At 51.8% G+C, this 15,088-nt stretch carries 13 protein-coding genes; 4 read left to right on the top strand and 9 right to left on the bottom strand.

The genetic code is table 11. From position 1 onward, the window contains the following. Positions 1-7: 7 nt before the first annotated feature. Positions 8-994, bottom strand: a complete 987-nt coding sequence (locus tag A8990_RS17605; protein ID WP_116190349.1) for an ATP-binding cassette domain-containing protein — start codon at positions 992-994, stop codon at positions 8-10. Between the two features lie 101 nt (positions 995-1,095). Between A8990_RS17605 and A8990_RS17600 the strand changes: the two genes are divergently transcribed. Then, entirely contained in the window at positions 1,096-1,836 is a 741-nt protein-coding gene (locus tag A8990_RS17600; RefSeq protein ID WP_116190348.1) for a spermidine synthase, read from the top strand. A 130-nt stretch (positions 1,837-1,966) separates the two neighbouring features. Here A8990_RS17600 and A8990_RS17595 read toward each other — a convergent pair whose 3' ends face one another. After that, on the bottom strand, positions 1,967-2,731 hold the full coding sequence (locus A8990_RS17595; RefSeq protein WP_116190347.1) for an SDR family NAD(P)-dependent oxidoreductase: 765 nt from the start codon (positions 2,729-2,731) through the stop codon (positions 1,967-1,969). A 121-nt stretch (positions 2,732-2,852) separates the two neighbouring features. Here A8990_RS17595 and A8990_RS17590 point away from each other — a divergent pair, with 121 nt between their 5' ends. Then, complete coding sequence (locus tag A8990_RS17590) at positions 2,853-3,260, top strand: MerR family transcriptional regulator (RefSeq protein ID WP_116190346.1); 408 nt, start codon at positions 2,853-2,855, stop codon at positions 3,258-3,260. Positions 3,261-3,695: 435 nt separating this feature from the next. Here A8990_RS17590 and A8990_RS17585 read toward each other — a convergent pair whose 3' ends face one another. From A8990_RS17585 to A8990_RS31830, 3 genes are all read right to left on the bottom strand, one after another. After that, a complete protein-coding gene (locus A8990_RS17585; RefSeq protein ID WP_116190345.1) occupies positions 3,696-7,931 on the bottom strand; it encodes a GGDEF domain-containing protein in 4,236 nt (1,411 codons plus the stop codon). Positions 7,932-8,112: 181 nt separating this feature from the next. Further along, positions 8,113-8,799: an alpha/beta hydrolase gene (locus tag A8990_RS31835; protein WP_220376822.1), complete on the bottom strand. Its 687-nt coding sequence runs from the start codon at positions 8,797-8,799 to the stop codon at positions 8,113-8,115. Next, positions 8,796-9,437 carry an epoxide hydrolase family protein gene (locus tag A8990_RS31830; protein ID WP_220376821.1) on the bottom strand — a complete coding sequence of 214 codons (642 nt, stop codon included), beginning with the start codon at positions 9,435-9,437 and terminating at the stop codon, positions 8,796-8,798. Before A8990_RS31830 ends, A8990_RS31835 begins: the two co-directional genes overlap by 4 nt. Positions 9,438-9,586: 149 nt before the next feature. Here A8990_RS31830 and A8990_RS17575 point away from each other — a divergent pair, with 149 nt between their 5' ends. Next, the gene (locus A8990_RS17575) at positions 9,587-10,486 is read left to right on the top strand and encodes an NAD(P)/FAD-dependent oxidoreductase (RefSeq protein ID WP_116190344.1); all 900 of its coding nucleotides are present in this window, start codon (positions 9,587-9,589) and stop codon (positions 10,484-10,486) included. A gap of 75 nt (positions 10,487-10,561) precedes the next feature. Here A8990_RS17575 and A8990_RS17570 read toward each other — a convergent pair whose 3' ends face one another. From A8990_RS17570 to A8990_RS17555, 4 genes are read right to left on the bottom strand one after another with little or no spacing between them, the layout of a single operon-like run. After that, complete coding sequence (locus A8990_RS17570; protein WP_116190343.1) at positions 10,562-11,665, bottom strand: HAMP domain-containing sensor histidine kinase; 1,104 nt, start codon at positions 11,663-11,665, stop codon at positions 10,562-10,564. After that, positions 11,658-12,353 (bottom strand): response regulator transcription factor, encoded by a 696-nt coding sequence (locus A8990_RS17565; RefSeq protein WP_116190342.1) that lies wholly within the window; start codon positions 12,351-12,353, stop codon positions 11,658-11,660. Before A8990_RS17565 ends, A8990_RS17570 begins: the two co-directional genes overlap by 8 nt. A 36-nt stretch (positions 12,354-12,389) precedes the next feature. Further along, positions 12,390-12,926 (bottom strand): VanZ family protein, encoded by a 537-nt coding sequence (locus A8990_RS17560; RefSeq protein WP_116190341.1) that lies wholly within the window; start codon positions 12,924-12,926, stop codon positions 12,390-12,392. Then, the gene (locus A8990_RS17555) at positions 12,923-13,810 is read right to left on the bottom strand and encodes a M15 family metallopeptidase (RefSeq protein WP_116190340.1); all 888 of its coding nucleotides are present in this window, start codon (positions 13,808-13,810) and stop codon (positions 12,923-12,925) included. Before A8990_RS17555 ends, A8990_RS17560 begins: the two co-directional genes overlap by 4 nt. Positions 13,811-14,081: 271 nt before the next feature. Here A8990_RS17555 and A8990_RS17550 point away from each other — a divergent pair, with 271 nt between their 5' ends. Next, positions 14,082-15,014, top strand: coding sequence for a D-2-hydroxyacid dehydrogenase (locus A8990_RS17550; RefSeq protein ID WP_116190339.1), 933 nt, complete (start codon positions 14,082-14,084; stop codon positions 15,012-15,014). Positions 15,015-15,088: the final 74 nt, after the last annotated feature.

The raw sequence follows: 15,088 nt of genomic DNA, 5'->3' as shown, positions 1-15,088 counted from the left end.
GTGCTGTTCATTGTGCCGCAGCCTCCTCTTTCAAACCTTCTCCTGTTATGGTCAAGAATACTTCGTCGAGCGTCGGTTTCTGCACGCTAACTTCCGATAGCTGGATACCCGCTTCGCGCAGTGCGAGGAGCAGGTCAGTAACACGGTCAGCATCTGCCATCGGCGCCGTGATCTTCGCTGCTTCCGACGAAACATTCGATTGTACCTGGAGCACATGATTGACAATGCGGCGTGCTTCCAAGATATCCGACGCTTGCTGCACCCGCAGCTGCAGAGACGATGTGCCGACGGATGCTTTCAGCTCATCGACTGTCCCTTCTGCTACGACGTGACCGCGGTCGATAACCGCTATCCGGTCTGCCAGCTGATCGGCTTCATCCAAGTACTGCGTCGTGAGCAGCACCGTCGAGCCGGTCTTCACCAAGCGGCGGATCGTTTCCCACATCTGTGCGCGTGTCCGCGGATCGAGACCGGTCGTTGGCTCATCGAGGAAGATGAGCGGCGGCTGCGCGATCAAGCTTGCCGCGAGGTCGAGTCTGCGGCGCATACCGCCGGAGAAGTTCTTGAGCGGACGCTTCGCCGCTTCTGTAAGGCCGAACTCCTCGAGCAGCTCCGCTGCTTTACGTTTCGATTCCGCACGCCCAAGGCCTAGCAGACGGGAGAAAATAACCAGGTTCTCCGTTGCGCTCAGCGACTCGTCAACCGATGCGTATTGTCCGGTTACGCCAATCAGTTGGCGGACAATTTGCGAATCCTTCTCGACGTCGTATCCGAAGATGCGGCCTGTTCCGGCGTCGGGCTTCAGCAGCGTTGCTAGCATCCGAATCGTCGTTGTCTTCCCTGCTCCGTTCGGTCCAAGCACGCCGTAGATCGAGCCTGCTTTCACTTGAAGATCAACACCATCTACTGCACGGTTCTCGCCAAACACTTTGACGAGACCCTGTGCTTCGACTGCCAAATCGCCGTTGCTCGGCTTTATGCTATATCCATTCATTTTTCAAATCCTCCTAGTTGACTAATGACTAAACGCATCTTAACCTGACTCTATGAACTGAATATGAACAGTTAGATGAACACGCTAAGGGGTTAAAAACCGTGCAAATATTATTCTCTGAAGTAACCGGCCAGCACGAAATTACGGTCTATGATACGTCCGAGCTAAGCGGCGAACGCGGCCGTTTCCGCGTACTTCAGTTTGCCGAGAACGCCATGCAAGGCGCAATGGACCTCGACAACCCGGAGCGGATTCTGTTCGAATATCCGCGCGCAATGATCCATTTGATGACGAGCAATAACCCCTCCTATGTAAATGTCTTCTTGATCGGGCACGGCATCGGTACAATTGCACGCAGCTGTCCGGGCGTTCGTTTCACAACGGCCGAGCTGGATGGACAAGTCGTGCAGCTGAGCAAGGAGCTGTTCGGCTGCCGCGATGACAATGTGCGAATCGGCGACGGCAGAGCTATTCTGGAGGAACAGCCGGACCACGCGTTTGACTATATTTTGCTCGACGCCTTCACAGCGAAAGGAACGCCGAAGCATCTGACTTCAAGGGCGTTCTTCGAGCTGACAGCTGCCAAATTGGCAGAAGGCGGCGCGGTCATCCTGAATGTGATGGGCAAAGGTGGGCAAGATACGGTTACAACCGCCGTCCATTCGACGCTGCAAGCGATTTTTGCTTATACGCGCGTTTTCGCGCTGCCTTCAGCCAATATGCCTGAACTCAGGAACATCATCATGGTAGGAAGTGAGCAGCCGATCCGATTCCAGGAGAGTCGAATGGCCGGTTTTAGTCCAATCGAGCTGGAGCGAGGCTATATCATCGAGGACCGCTAGTACTATCATAGCGGAATTAAAAAAGCTGGCATCGGTTCAGAGACCGAGGCCAGCTTAGGCTGCCGAATGATTTTTATTGAAAAGGACATGGCTTAGCAGCCATGTCCTTTTGTGTTGTGGTGTGCTGTGCTTACAGCAGCATGCCGCCTGAAGCTTCGATGCGCTGCGCGTTCACCCAACGCATATCGTCTGTGCAGAGCGCTGCGATGACGCCGCCGATATCGTCAGGCACACCTGCACGGCCTAGCGCCGTGATCGAGGCGATGTGTGAATTCACTTGCGGGTTATCACGCAGCGTTCCCCCGCCGAAGTCGGTCTCGATTGCGCCAGGAGCAACGGCATTGACGCGGATTCCCCGCTTGCCAAGCTCTTTCGCCAAGTAGCGCGTCAGTACTTCAATGGCACCTTTCATCGATGCGTACGCGCTGTACCCTTCCATCGCGAATCGCGCGAGTCCCGTCGATACGTTCACGATGCCGCCGTTATCCGCGAGCAGCGGAAGCAGCTTTTGCGTTAAGAAGTATACGCCTTTGAAATGGATGTTCATCAACGTATCGAACACCTCTTCTGTCATGCTCGGGAACGGTACGTTCTTGCCGATGCCCGCATTGTTGATGAGAAAATCGAAGCTGTCGCGGTCCCACTTGGTCTTCAGCACGTCACCAAGGCTTGCTGCGAAGCCATCGAACGAGGACACCACACTCGTGTCCAGCTGAATGGCTGCCGCTGTACCGCCTGCCTGCTCAATTTCACGGACCACCTCATCAGCTGCCGCTTGCTGGGTATGATAAGTAATAACGACGCCGATTCCTTTGCCGGCAAGCGCGAGTGCTGCATTCTTCCCAAGTCCACGGCTTCCGCCTGTTACGAGTGCGATTTTCGTTGTATGATTCATGGTTTAATTTCTCCTCTGTTTGTCTTTGTATTGGCCTCTTGACCGAGCGGCCCGTGAGGTCTAAAGTGAGAATATCACTTCGAGTTAACTCTAAGTCAAGCGATAGGAGATCGAAAAAATTATGAATTATACAATCAATGAAGTCGCACAGAAATTCGGACTCTCTGCACATACACTGCGCTATTATGACAAGGAAGGGCTGCTTCCATTCATCGAGCGCACAACTTCCGGCAATCGGGTCTTCACGGATGCGGATCTGAACTGGGTTGCGCTGATCTGCTGCCTCAAGGATACCGGCATGCCGATCAAAGAAATGAAGACCTACAGCCAGTGGGCGACATTAGGAGCGGAAACGATCGATGAACGGAAGCAGATGTTGACGGAGCATCGCCTTGAGGTGACGCGCCAAATCGAGAAGCTGCAGCAGAATTTGAAGCTGATCGATGAGAAAATCGAATTCTACAACGATCCGGACAACATTGAACTGATGGAGAAAATGAAGGAGCGCGTGCGGAGTCGGGCGAACTAGGGGAAAGATGGAGATGGAGATGGAGATGCTGAAGCATCAACGCCTCTAGATCCGCTGATGTTCGTCTACTTCTGCGCAATGTTGGATAAATCCAACAACTATAAGCGATTTAGGAGCTTTTCTATGCCTATAATGGAAAAATCCACTCATTCTCAAGCAAACAAGCTAAATTCGCCTGTTAAGCCGAAAATGAGTGGATAAATCCAACATAGTCGTCAAATTTGGAAGTTTCTAGTGTTTTAGAGTGGATAAATCCACTATAGCGAGGGCGTGGCGTAATCGCGGTGGTGGCGCGGACGTACATGCAGGAACGGCGCGGGCGCTGGTGCGAGTGCGGGGTTGGCCTAGGCGCGAGCTTAGGTAAAGCTTAGTTAGCCGACAGCCTAAAGCTGCAAATTCTCGAACTACGCTCTTCCTCTTCCTCTCACTCTCCCCCTAACCCATCAACCAAGCCGCCACGACCTTGTTCTTCCCGGTCTTCTTCGCCTTAATCTCCGCATCATCCGCGCAGCGAATAAGCTCCTCCGCCGTTTCGGCGCGGCACAGCTCCATCGATGCAACACCGATGCTGACTGTTACCTTGTACGGCTGACCGACGCCGCTGCCGAATTCCAGCTCGATCTGCTTGCGGATATCCGACGCGAGCTGCAGCGCATGCTTCCCGTCTGTCTTCGGCAGGATGATCAGCATCTCTTCGCCGCCGTATCGGCCAGGAATATCGTGCTGGCTGAGCAGCGACCGGATCGTGTCGGCAATCCTCTGCAGCACTTCATCGCCGACTTGGTGGCCAAGCTCATTGACTTTGCGGAAGTTGTCCAAGTCAATCATGAGCACGGAGACATCGAGGCCATATTTCTGCGAAATCTCAACCTCTTGCACGAGCCTGTCCATAAAATGCTGGCGCAAATAGAGGCCCGTCAAGCTGTCGATCATCATTTCCTCATACAGCACCGCATTCGCGATATGCGGCTTGACGATGTGCAGCAGCTGATCCAATTGATGTCCGACGTTATCGTTCAGCTGGTGCAAGTATACGTCCATCCGAATCGAACGGTGCTTCGCGCCAAACAGCGTGAAGCTGACACGCTGCAGCTGGTTCTCGCCGGCGCGGTACTCATCCAGCATGTTGCGGCCGATAGGACCAAACGCGGAATAATAGTTCTGCGATTTATGGAACGGCAGATCGAACAGAATGGATGCGTAAGCGACCGGATAATATTCGAACAGCGCGAATGTGACACGATCGATTACCATGCTCAGATTAAGCGTATCCGGCAGACGGTCGAACAAGCGAATCGTCGTCAAGTAGTCGAGCGATTGCTCCAAGAAGCTTCTGCGTTCATTCATGATCTGGGCGACAAAAGCGTTATCCGCCAGCTCCCAGCCGACCGGCAGCCCTACCGGCACCATATAGGCTTCCATCTCCCGCTTCACTTCTTCGGCCCGCTCATTTTGCTGGATCAAATAGTAGGCGTTAATCGCTTTGCGCAGCAGCAGCATCCCGTTCGTCACCGCGCCTTGACGCAGCTCCCGCACCGCAGAGATATAATAATAGTCCGCCCAGAACATATCGTAGGCGTCCGTCTCGATAAACTCCTTGAATCGATTGAGCCAATCGCCGATTTCCCCAATCGTTATCGTCTCGCTCACCGGCTGAATGCTAAGCATCGCCAGCAGCAGCTCGCGGAAAATCCACCCTTCGAGCACCGGGAATCTTGCGGTACGCTCTGCATGAAGAATACATTGCTGCAGCTGGCGGCAAGCTTCCTCCACAGAGCCAAGCTGCAGCAGGCGCAGCGCGCCTACGAACAGAGCCGGCTGCTCCTCCTGAATATCTGACCGCGGAATAATCCGCTCTCCTTTACGATGAGCCGCATAGATGCGATATAACTCCATCCTCATCTTCGTATAGTCGCTCGCGTCCGGAATTTGGCCCATCCGGTCAAGCAGCTCCCACTGCCTGGATTCGCAAGCATACATCCGAATCATATCGCGAACGCCTTCAAGGACGTCTCGGCGCTTAATATCGACGAGCTGATGCCAGTGATAATGGAACGCGGGCATATCGCCAAGAATGAGCGATACCTCCATCCCATTCGCATGGCCAACCTCGAGCATATTCGGATGCCCGAGCTGAGTTGCCCCTGTGATGACCTTCTCGATGTAGCCCCTTGCCATCCGCGCATTATTTTGATGAATGTACATGTTGTACACGCGCAGGATGAGGTCTGGATAGAAGCTGTAGTGAAGCATCGACTCGACCTTGTTGAGCAGTGCAAGTCCCCAAGTGTTCAGCTGAGGGAAATTCTCAAATATGAACGCGATACAGTAATACGAAGAGTCAATGAACTCCCACTCCGGAATCAGGTGCCGGTTCGGGTAAATTTGCCCGATGTACAGCTCCTTAATAAACTCCTTCTCATGCTGCTCGAGGTTCAAATACACACGGTTCGCAACGAGCGGACAGAGTGCATCCAGCTTATCGCTGAGCTTATGATTCGGGTTCTCGAGGTAGGCGAACAGCTCCTCCTTGTGATCAGCGAGATCCAGCTCATTCTGCAGCATCTTGTAGAACATCCACTTGAATCGGTCGCCGTCCCGTCCTCGCAGCTCATAGAGCTTCATGCATACTTCTTCGCAGCGCTTCATCTCACGGAACCCGTTGTACACCGGCAGAATCAGCCGATAAAAGCAGTGCATCGCAGGGCGCCGAAGCTGTTCATGGAGCTCAATCAACTGCTCAAGCAGAAGCCGGCTCTGTTCGGAGGACAGCGCCTTGCGGTTCCTGCGGAAGAAGAGCATCAGCAGCGCATATTCCCGCCGTTTATCGCCGGACTTGCGCACCAGACTAAGCATCGTGAGCGACGGATACTTCTCAAGCTTCAGCATATAGTCAACCGCGCGTGTGCATGCCTGCGCCATATCATAACGGAGGGCAAGCCGCACCTTCACATTGTTGTGAACGAATACGCTGTTCTGATGGAAGAACAGGATAAGTCCAAGCTTCGCCAATCGATGCAGCGTAACATAGAGCTGACCGAGCGGCAGCTTGTTCAAATTAAACAAATTCCATGCGCGAATCGGCGTCGGCAAGCAGCAGAACAGCGCAAGCAGCTCCGTCTCTTCCTTGCTCAGCTGATCCAGATTACGCTCAACAATCGTAATCGGATTTGTGCCTTCCGCTGGAAGATGCCGCTCACCGGTTACCCATCCTGAAGGCGTCAGCTGAAGCAGTCCCTGGTCGATGAAGGCCTCCAGCATCATACTCGTATATTTCGGATCGATTGCCTGGTCGGACAACCAATTCGCGAGTTTGTGGAGCGTTTGCTGCTCGACCCGGCACAATCTCTTGCGCATCAGCCCGCTGTAGGACGCGGCGTTCCGAGGAAGAAACTGAATATGATACATATCTTCATTCAATTCCGATTCCACCATGGCTTTACCGCAGAAGACCGCGAACAGCCGCGGCAGTTGCTCGGCATAACGATTCCACGTATATTTGAACAGCTGGAATGACTCCAGATCCATGTTCGAGCAATCATCAAAGATCAAGAAGATATTGTCGGCAGGAATGAGCGCAATCAGCTGCTGATAGAAGCGAAGCATCCATTCGCCAAACGCTTCGGATACATTTTTGCCAAAATAATAATGCTGCACCAGCTGGCGCTGACGACGGGCCAAAGCTTGAAACTGCGGCTCAGCCTCCGGAAAATATAGCGTAACTAGCGAGGTGCTGACCTTGTTCGCCATCTCCATGATCGTCGAGAACGGCACGTCGGAGCATTTGATCGTCACAAACGATTGCTTCTCCAGCACTTCGTTCATATGGAAGCGGAGCACCTCGGAGATCAGCGATTCGTCCTCATGAATGAGCGCAATCTGCTTCGCGCCTTCAGAACGAAGGAAGCGTCTGAATTGGCGCTGGCTCTCCTGCGATATAGGCGGCTCTGAATGATACAGCCATGCATGTGCATCTGGGCCAATCACAGGCTCGCATTGCTCGCGCGGCAGCCCATAAATTCGGCTAATCTCATCTGCAGCCTCTTCGATAAACAAGAACGAAGGCTCGCCGATTAACCGCTCATAGAGGACTTTGAGCGGCGGATAAACCAAATGCCCGTGGAACAGCTCGCGCATGATCGTCCCTGCCGCGAAGAAGTCAGACGCACGACCAATCGTATGCGTCCGGCAATATGTACTGAATAGTTCAAACGGATAGTCTTTTATATAATAGTCCAAGAACGGATATACAGATGGAAATGGCTGCAAGCATAGCATGACCTTAAGCAGCTTCGGATGCACGCTGATCATATCCGGCGACAAGAAGCCGATATAGAACTGATTCGCATGCAGGAGCCCGAGCGTATCCATGAGCGAAGTCATCACTTGCGCACGATCGGAATCTGTAAGTCCATCCATAGAAGAGAATGCTTCAAACGAAACATAGCCTTCGGAGGGCGGCGTCAGTCTGGCGACAAGCTCGCCTTCGGTTTCGGTCCAATCTACGATCCCTCTTAACCCGTGGCCGTTCAGGGCGATTGCCTGCCACTGCTCGATCCGCTTCATCACCTGACCTCGCTCGAAGAAACGCCAGGTGCGCGGGCTAAATCTCATATAAGCATCGCCTAACTGCGGAGTCACTGTATCTATTGAGAGCAATCGTTCGTTCACTAGGCAATCCCCTTCATGTCGAAATTCCACTTTTAGTATAGCAGGATTTTGCAGGAAAATGACCTATAATACAAAACCCCCAATTATTCGAAAATGGTGGTTGACATAATATGAAATTATCTGTATGTGATCGGTTGAAGAGCCAGCCTCATTCCCGATCGGAATGAGGCTGGCTCTTGTACTAGCGGAGTGTTCGGAAGGCGTTGCGGAGCTCATCCACGAACAGCTTCGGCTGCTCCCAAGCCGCGAAATGCCCGCCCTTGTTCAGCTTGTTGTAATAGATGAGATTCGGATAGGCTCGCTCTGCCCAGCTCTTCGGCGCCTGATAGAGCTCATCGGGAAAAGCGCTGACCGCAACTGGAAGCTTGACGCCTTTGACGCTGAAGAACGGATGCTTGTTCTCCCAATAGAGACGCGCTGAAGAGACCGCTGTGTTTGTCAGCCAATAGAGCGAAATATTGTCGAGGATATCCTCTCTCGTCAGCCCCTCGGTTTGACCGTTGAACACACGTGTGATCAGCTCCAAGCTCTTCGCGTCATGATCAAGCATGAAGGCTGCCAAACCGATAGGCGAATCTGCAAGTCCAGTCAGCGTCTGCGGGCGAGACCCCATTAACTCCGCATATCCAAGCTGCGTATTCAAGAAAGCCAGCTGCTCGCACGCATGCTTCTCATCGCCAGTTAGATCGGGCGGGCAGCCTTTGCCATCCTGGATGGCCTGCGCAATTGCAGCAGGTTCCGCACCTGGCATATTCGTGTGAATGCCGAGCAAGCCCTTCGGCTGCTGAACGCCCATTAAGTCAGCAATTACCGCCCCCCAGTCGCCTCCCTGCGCCACATATTTGGTGTAGCCGAGGCGATTCATCACTCCGCATATGCCTTCGCGATGCGATCGGGCGTCCAACCGGTTGTGGACGGTTTACTCGAGAACCCGTGCCCAGGCATCGATGGAATGACGACATCGAACGCATCGGATGCCTTGCCGCCATAAGCCGTCGGATTCGTGAGCGGATCGATGATCTTCAGCATCTCGACAATCGAGCCTGGCCAGCCGTGCATGAGCAGAATCGGCAGAGCACCTTCATGTTTCGATTTCACATGAATGAACTGGATGTCCTCCCCGTCGATGTTGGTGACGAACATCGGAAGGCTATTCAGCTTCGTCTCGAACTTGCGCCAATCGTAATCGTTCGCCCAGTACTTCGCGAGCTTCTGCATCGTTGCCAGCTGCGGACCTTGCGTTTGATCCGGGACCGTTTCCTTGTCGGGCCATCTTGTCGCAAGAATTCGCTTGCGCAGATCGGCAAGCGCTTCATCCGGTATATGCAGCTGAAACGGTCGAATGGCGGTCTTGTCCGACTCCGATTGAGGTTGCTCTGAAGGAGCTTGAACAAATGCGTAAGCATGAAACGCTCCCGCCTGCGCTTTCGCGCCTCCAGCCGTCGCCGTCACTCCTAGAATCAAAGTCACTATTAGTGTGAAACGAATACTTGAAACGCTGAGCATGTGAAGAAACTCTCCTTTGAGATCCAGTTTGCGTCATGGATGGTATACCATTAAGTTCCAACTAAAACGCCATTCTTATGCTTACTTAAGTAAAATACGGCATGGCAAGCAGCCTGGAGCCATATAAATCTAGGATAGGAGGGATGAGTATGCTTCTGGATTGCATCATTATCGGAGGAGGGCCGGCTGGACTTAACGCAGCTCTTGTTCTAGGCCGAGCGAGAAGAAACGTCATCATATTCGACGACAACAAACCAAGAAACGCCGTTACGCACCAATCCAACGGGTTTATAACGCGGGACGGAATCGCCCCGACTGAATTTCGGCAATTCGCGCATCAAGATTTGCGGAAGTACCCTTCTATCCTGACAAGGCAGGAGAGAGTAACGACAGTCCAGCCCATAAATGGCGTCTTCCAAGCCGTAAGCGAGCAAGGCTACAGCTTTCATGCTCGCAGCGTCATTCTTGCTACGGGGCTCAAAGAAACACTCCCTGCAGTGAGAGGCATTCATGATTATTATGGCAAAAGCTTATTTAGCTGCCCTTACTGCGACGGCTGGGAGCTTCGAGATAAACCGCTCGTTCTGATCGCCGATCATGAGAGCGCATTTTTCTTGGCGAAGAAGGTTTACCAGTGGAGCAGAGATCTAATGTTCTGCACTAACGGTATCCCTCTACTGACTTTCGAGCAGAAAGATAAGCTCTACAGGCGGGGAATCCGCGTTATGGAGCAGAAAATAACAGCACTCATTGGTGCGGGCGGCATGCTGAAGCAAATCCAGTTCGAGGATGGAACTGCCGTTGATCGAGCGGGCGGCTTCGTCACCCCAGGGTGGACGCATGCCTCCCCATTAGTCGATATGCTAGCCTGCCAGACGAATGAGATGGGCGCCGTTGTGAAGGATCATTTTGGCAGGACGAGTGTTCCTGGTGTTTATGTCGCTGGGGACACGTCCTTCCAACCGCCAGCTCAAGTTATTGTCGCTGCCGGCGAAGGCTGCAAAGCGGCGATTGCAGTAAACACGGATCTTGTGGAAGCGGACTTCTAACTTTCGGACCAAGAAACACGAAACAACAAACCCCATGTCCTTGAACGGAGGACATGGGGTTTGTTGTGTTTTCTATCATTCCTCAATCGCAATCTCACGCGGCAAACGCACTTCAAACACCGTGCTTATCACGCTGCTCTCCGCCGTAATCGCACCCTGATGCTGCTCCACAATATTTTTCGCGATGAACAGACCTAGTCCCGTACTGCCTTCGTGGTATGTACGCGCCTTGTCGCTCGTATAGAACATATCGAATATATGCGGCAAATCTTCGGGGGAAATGCTGTCTCCGTAATTGACGATCCGAATCCGGACATCCTCTTCGGCAAGCTCGGCATAAATATCGACATACTCGCCTTCGCTGCCATAGTGGGCCGCGTTACTGAGCAAATTTTCGAATACGCGTGCCAGCAGCTCGCTATCGCCCCGTACGGTTAAGCCAGCTGCCACATGCAGCCGCGAGGTCAAGCCCTGATTCTCGAACATCGGGTACAGCTCTTCGTTCAATTGGAGCAGCAGCTCGCTGAGATCAACGTGCTCCCGGTCCACTGGCATTTTGCCATAGTTCATTCTAGTCACTTCGAACAGCTTATCGATCAGCCGCTCCAGACGCTGCGCTTTCGTGTAGGCTATGGAGGTATAATGTCGCGCTTGCTCAGGCGGCAAGCTATCGTTCTTCAATATGAAATCGAGGTAACCAATGACCGATGTCAGCGGCGTCCGGAGATCATGGGCTAGGTTCAGCACGAGCTGTTCCTTGCTGTTCTCTGCAAAATCGCCCCGCTCCATCGCTTCCCGCAGCTTCTCCCCGGCCAGATTAATGTCCCGCGCGATATCTCCGAATTCGTCCGACGACGGAATGACGATTCTCGTCTCGAAATTTCCGGATGCAAGCTGGTTGATTCCGCCTGAAATATCCCGGAAGTACTGCGCGTACTGCTTGGTGAGCAGGAAGAAGAAATAGATCGACAACGGGATGAAGAAAATGAGGAAGAAATTAACGTCCCCGATCTGCTTGATGAATTGGCGAACCACACGCGTTGGATCTTCATACTTGAGCGTATGGTAATATTGCTGCGCGAGCTTATAGATGAGGAACGTTATGGCCCCCGAGAATAGCATGCTGAGACCTACGAGCACGATCATGTTGAATCTGAAGCTTCGAGATAAATTAGCCATGGTAGGAATAACCGACTCCCCATACGGTCTTAATCAGCTTATTCTTGTTCACGTCATCGCCGAGCTTCTTCCGCAGCGTACGAATATGCACCATCACCGTGTTGTTGCCTTCGTAGTATTCTTCGCCCCACACTTGCTGGAAAATCTGCTCCGTACTGAAAACTTTCTTCGGATGGCGGGCTAGCATGTACAAAATATCAAATTCCTTCGGAGTCAGCGCGATTAACTTGCCTTCCACGAGGACGGAACGTTCTTCCGGATTAATAACAAGACATCCCGCTTCAACAACGGGCTTGTCGGAAGTCATAGCAGGCTGGCTGAATTGAAGCGATCTTCTGAGCTGGGCATTCACGCGCGCGACCAATTCCATCGGGTTAAAGGGCTTGGTCATATAGTCATCCGCACCTTGCACAAGGCCGGTTATTTTATCCAGATCGGACGTCTTGGCACTGAGAAAAATAATCGGCAAGTGATACTTATCCCTAATTTGCCTTGTCACTTCGTAGCCATTCAGCTTCGGCATCATAATGTCGAGAATGGCTAAGTTAATCTCGTGCTTCATAATCGCATCTATTGCTGCTATTCCATCGAGCGCTTTAATACAGCGATAGCCTTCCTTCACCATATGCAGCTCAACGAGATCCGCAATTTCTGCGTCATCGTCTGCAATCAGTATCGTAATGGGCATATTCGTACCTTCCTCGTTGCCTGGATTCATTTTAGTTTAACAGATTTGTCCAGGAGGTGTTACTTGTTCTGCATTTCGTCGAACAGGCCGCTCACCGTGACCGAGCACGATGGTATACATCCAATACAACGTAAATCCAGCCAAGCCCCCGATTGTGTTCAAAATAATATCGTCCACGTCAAAGCTTCCGATCGAGAGTACAGCCTCCGACAGTTCCAGCAGCAAGCTTAACGCACAAGATATTGCCGCTGCAGCAAATACGGTCAGCCGCCTCTGCGAGCCCAGCATCCCAACCAATAGGCCGAATGGCATGAATATCGCAATATTCCCAATCAGGTTCACTAATCCATGGCTCGTCATATCATGCAGGGTTCTCCTAATTTCATGCAATGGAATCAGATTCCCACGCTTCATCTTCATCAAGATTTCAGCAGGATGATTCAAGCTTTCCTGGAGCTGCCACATCATGTAACTATGATTGTCGATAGACCCGCCCTTGAACAGAATGATCTTCACTAACAGATATAAGTAGGCAGCCAGGCAGACACGCACTAGAATATCTCGCTGTTTCATGACTTTGCAGCCCCCTTGCTCTCCCAGGTCGTTACAATAACGCCGTCCATATTGTTCCCCGAAATCGAATAGCTTCCATCCTTCGGCAGCGATAGTTCTTGCTCGCCTTGGACTGGATAATAGGAGATCGTGTACATCTTGCCGCCGACTTCAGCATGAATCGTACTCTGCTCCTTCAGATAAGCCAAGTATTCCTCCAAAACAAAGCCGTACTGCGCCATAATTGCACTGTGCGGCAGCCCTACATAGCGAAAATGCCACGGCTCAGACATGATGCCTGTAATGTCCGTCTTATCTTCCGGGTAACGCAATACAAACCCATACTTCCAGGCGTTCTCCTTCAGCCACTTGCCTTCCGGCGCATCCTTCATGGCAGCCTGCGATGAACCGATGTCCATCGACAGCCCTAAATTATGCTCGCTGTAGCCCGGCGGATTTGCTTGGTCCGATCCAAGCTTCTCATAAAGTTCAGCCTGCTTCGCTTTATCTCTGTATCCGCTATTAATTTGAAAATGACTGACACCGTCAGCCCGTGCAGCTTCGATCATGTCGTCGAATCGCTCCAGCATTTCCAGCGGCAGCTCGATGCTAGTGTCCAGTATACCGAATCCGTCAAGCAATTCTTGATGATCAAACAAGTTGACGACCTGCGGCACTTTCAGTCCCTTCGGCACGGCATGCTGCGAATTCACGAGAAGTAAATCACCTTTATAAATATCATCCTTTTCTACGTTAAGCACTTTCAGCTGTTCAGCGCTTGATAGGGGCAGTGCAGCGTCTGGCCCTTGCAAGACTGCCTCGTTATGATCAGCAGCATCCCGATACCCAAATATGATCAAGCCACCTACGAGCAGCAACATCATGACAACAGTTATTTTCATCATGTTCCGTTCCTCCTTTACCTTACTTAGCTTAAAAGAGAAAGCTAAAAAATAAAGTTGGATAAAAATAAAAAATTTATTAAAACCGGGGTGAATAATAAAAAAACACACCAGCGAGCGGCGTGTTTCGGCGATAATTCTTTTAGCTGAACGGATGCGATAATACGACACCATTAGGTGTCCTGTAAAGAGGCAAATTCGAAGCGACAACCTATTTTCACCGTTGTACAATAGGGGATATGGATTGTTATTGATTCAGATGGGAGAAACACAGATGGATATCAGAAAAATTATCGTCACCGGGCGGATGTACAAAGATCTGGAGACATTATCTACGCTAGACTCAACGAGAGAGTATCTGTTTCTGCCAGAAGAGGAAGTCAGCTCGAGCCATTATGACTGGGCAGATGCGTACGTGGCGTTTAAACCGACGGCATCGTTTCATTTTGGTAAGCTGCAGTGGGTTCATGCGCTTGGCGCCGGCGTAGATGCTTTCCTGAACAACCGGGAATGGAAACAAGATGTGCTGTTGACGCGGACAATCGGCAGCTTTGGCCAGAAAATAGCCGAATATTGCTTGAGCTACATCCTCTCCGATGTACAAGATCAGGATCGATTTGGGCAGCTTCAGGCAAATCGGGAATGGCAGCCTTCCAAGCCGAAGCTAATGAGCGAGCTGAAAATCGTGGTATTCGGAACGGGAACGATTGGACGAGAAGTAACAAGAATCCTTGGCTCATTGGGAGTAACCGTATGCGGAATATCTCGCAGCGGCGAACCGAACGCGCATTTCCATAGCGTGCTTCCTATTGCCGAGGCTGCTTCGATGCTGCCGCACGCAGACTGGGTCATAAACACGCTGCCGTTGACGGAAGCCACCGAACTATTATTCGACAGTCATCTGTTCTCGTACATGAGCGGGGCCGGATTCATTAACGTTGGCCGCGGAGCGTCGGTGAATGAAGAAGCTCTTGTCGAGGCGATAACGCGAGGCCAAGTGCGGAAGGCTGTTCTTGATGTGTTCAGAGAAGAACCATTGCCCGCAGCTTCGCCTTTGTGGACAGCTTCAAACGTGATCATTACCCCGCATATATCTGCGGTAACGGGCGTGGATGAAGCAGTCGACGGCTTCCTCACGGTGCTTAATTATCTCGAGCGCGGAGAAGAGCAGCTTAGTCAAGCAGTCAACATTAGCCGCGGGTATTGAGCATGTATCAGGTGAATAAGCTCCGGATAGGCTGCCTTTTTAAATTGTGCTACACTCAGTCTAGGGGGAGGAGT

This window comes from Paenibacillus taihuensis, assembly GCF_003386535.1.
GTDB lineage: Bacteria > Bacillota > Bacilli > Paenibacillales > Paenibacillaceae > Paenibacillus_Z > Paenibacillus_Z taihuensis.
The sequence above is the reverse complement of the archived record's forward strand: the minus strand, read 5'-3'. Positions and strand labels throughout refer to the sequence as shown.

Coding starts and splice junctions, on each gene's coding strand:
- A8990_RS17605 (WP_116190349.1), bottom strand. CDS start 994: ATGAATGGATATAGCATAAAGCCGAGCAACGGCGATTTGGCAGTCGAA.
- A8990_RS17595 (WP_116190347.1), bottom strand. CDS start 2,731: ATGAATCATACAACGAAAATCGCACTCGTAACAGGCGGAAGCCGTGGA.
- A8990_RS17590 (WP_116190346.1), top strand. CDS start 2,853: ATGAATTATACAATCAATGAAGTCGCACAGAAATTCGGACTCTCTGCA.
- A8990_RS31830 (WP_220376821.1), bottom strand. CDS start 9,437: ATGCTCAGCGTTTCAAGTATTCGTTTCACACTAATAGTGACTTTGATT.
- A8990_RS17575 (WP_116190344.1), top strand. CDS start 9,587: ATGCTTCTGGATTGCATCATTATCGGAGGAGGGCCGGCTGGACTTAAC.
- A8990_RS17570 (WP_116190343.1), bottom strand. CDS start 11,665: ATGGCTAATTTATCTCGAAGCTTCAGATTCAACATGATCGTGCTCGTA.
- A8990_RS17565 (WP_116190342.1), bottom strand. CDS start 12,353: ATGCCCATTACGATACTGATTGCAGACGATGACGCAGAAATTGCGGAT.
- A8990_RS17560 (WP_116190341.1), bottom strand. CDS start 12,926: ATGAAACAGCGAGATATTCTAGTGCGTGTCTGCCTGGCTGCCTACTTA.
- A8990_RS17555 (WP_116190340.1), bottom strand. CDS start 13,810: ATGATGAAAATAACTGTTGTCATGATGTTGCTGCTCGTAGGTGGCTTG.
- A8990_RS17550 (WP_116190339.1), top strand. CDS start 14,082: ATGGATATCAGAAAAATTATCGTCACCGGGCGGATGTACAAAGATCTG.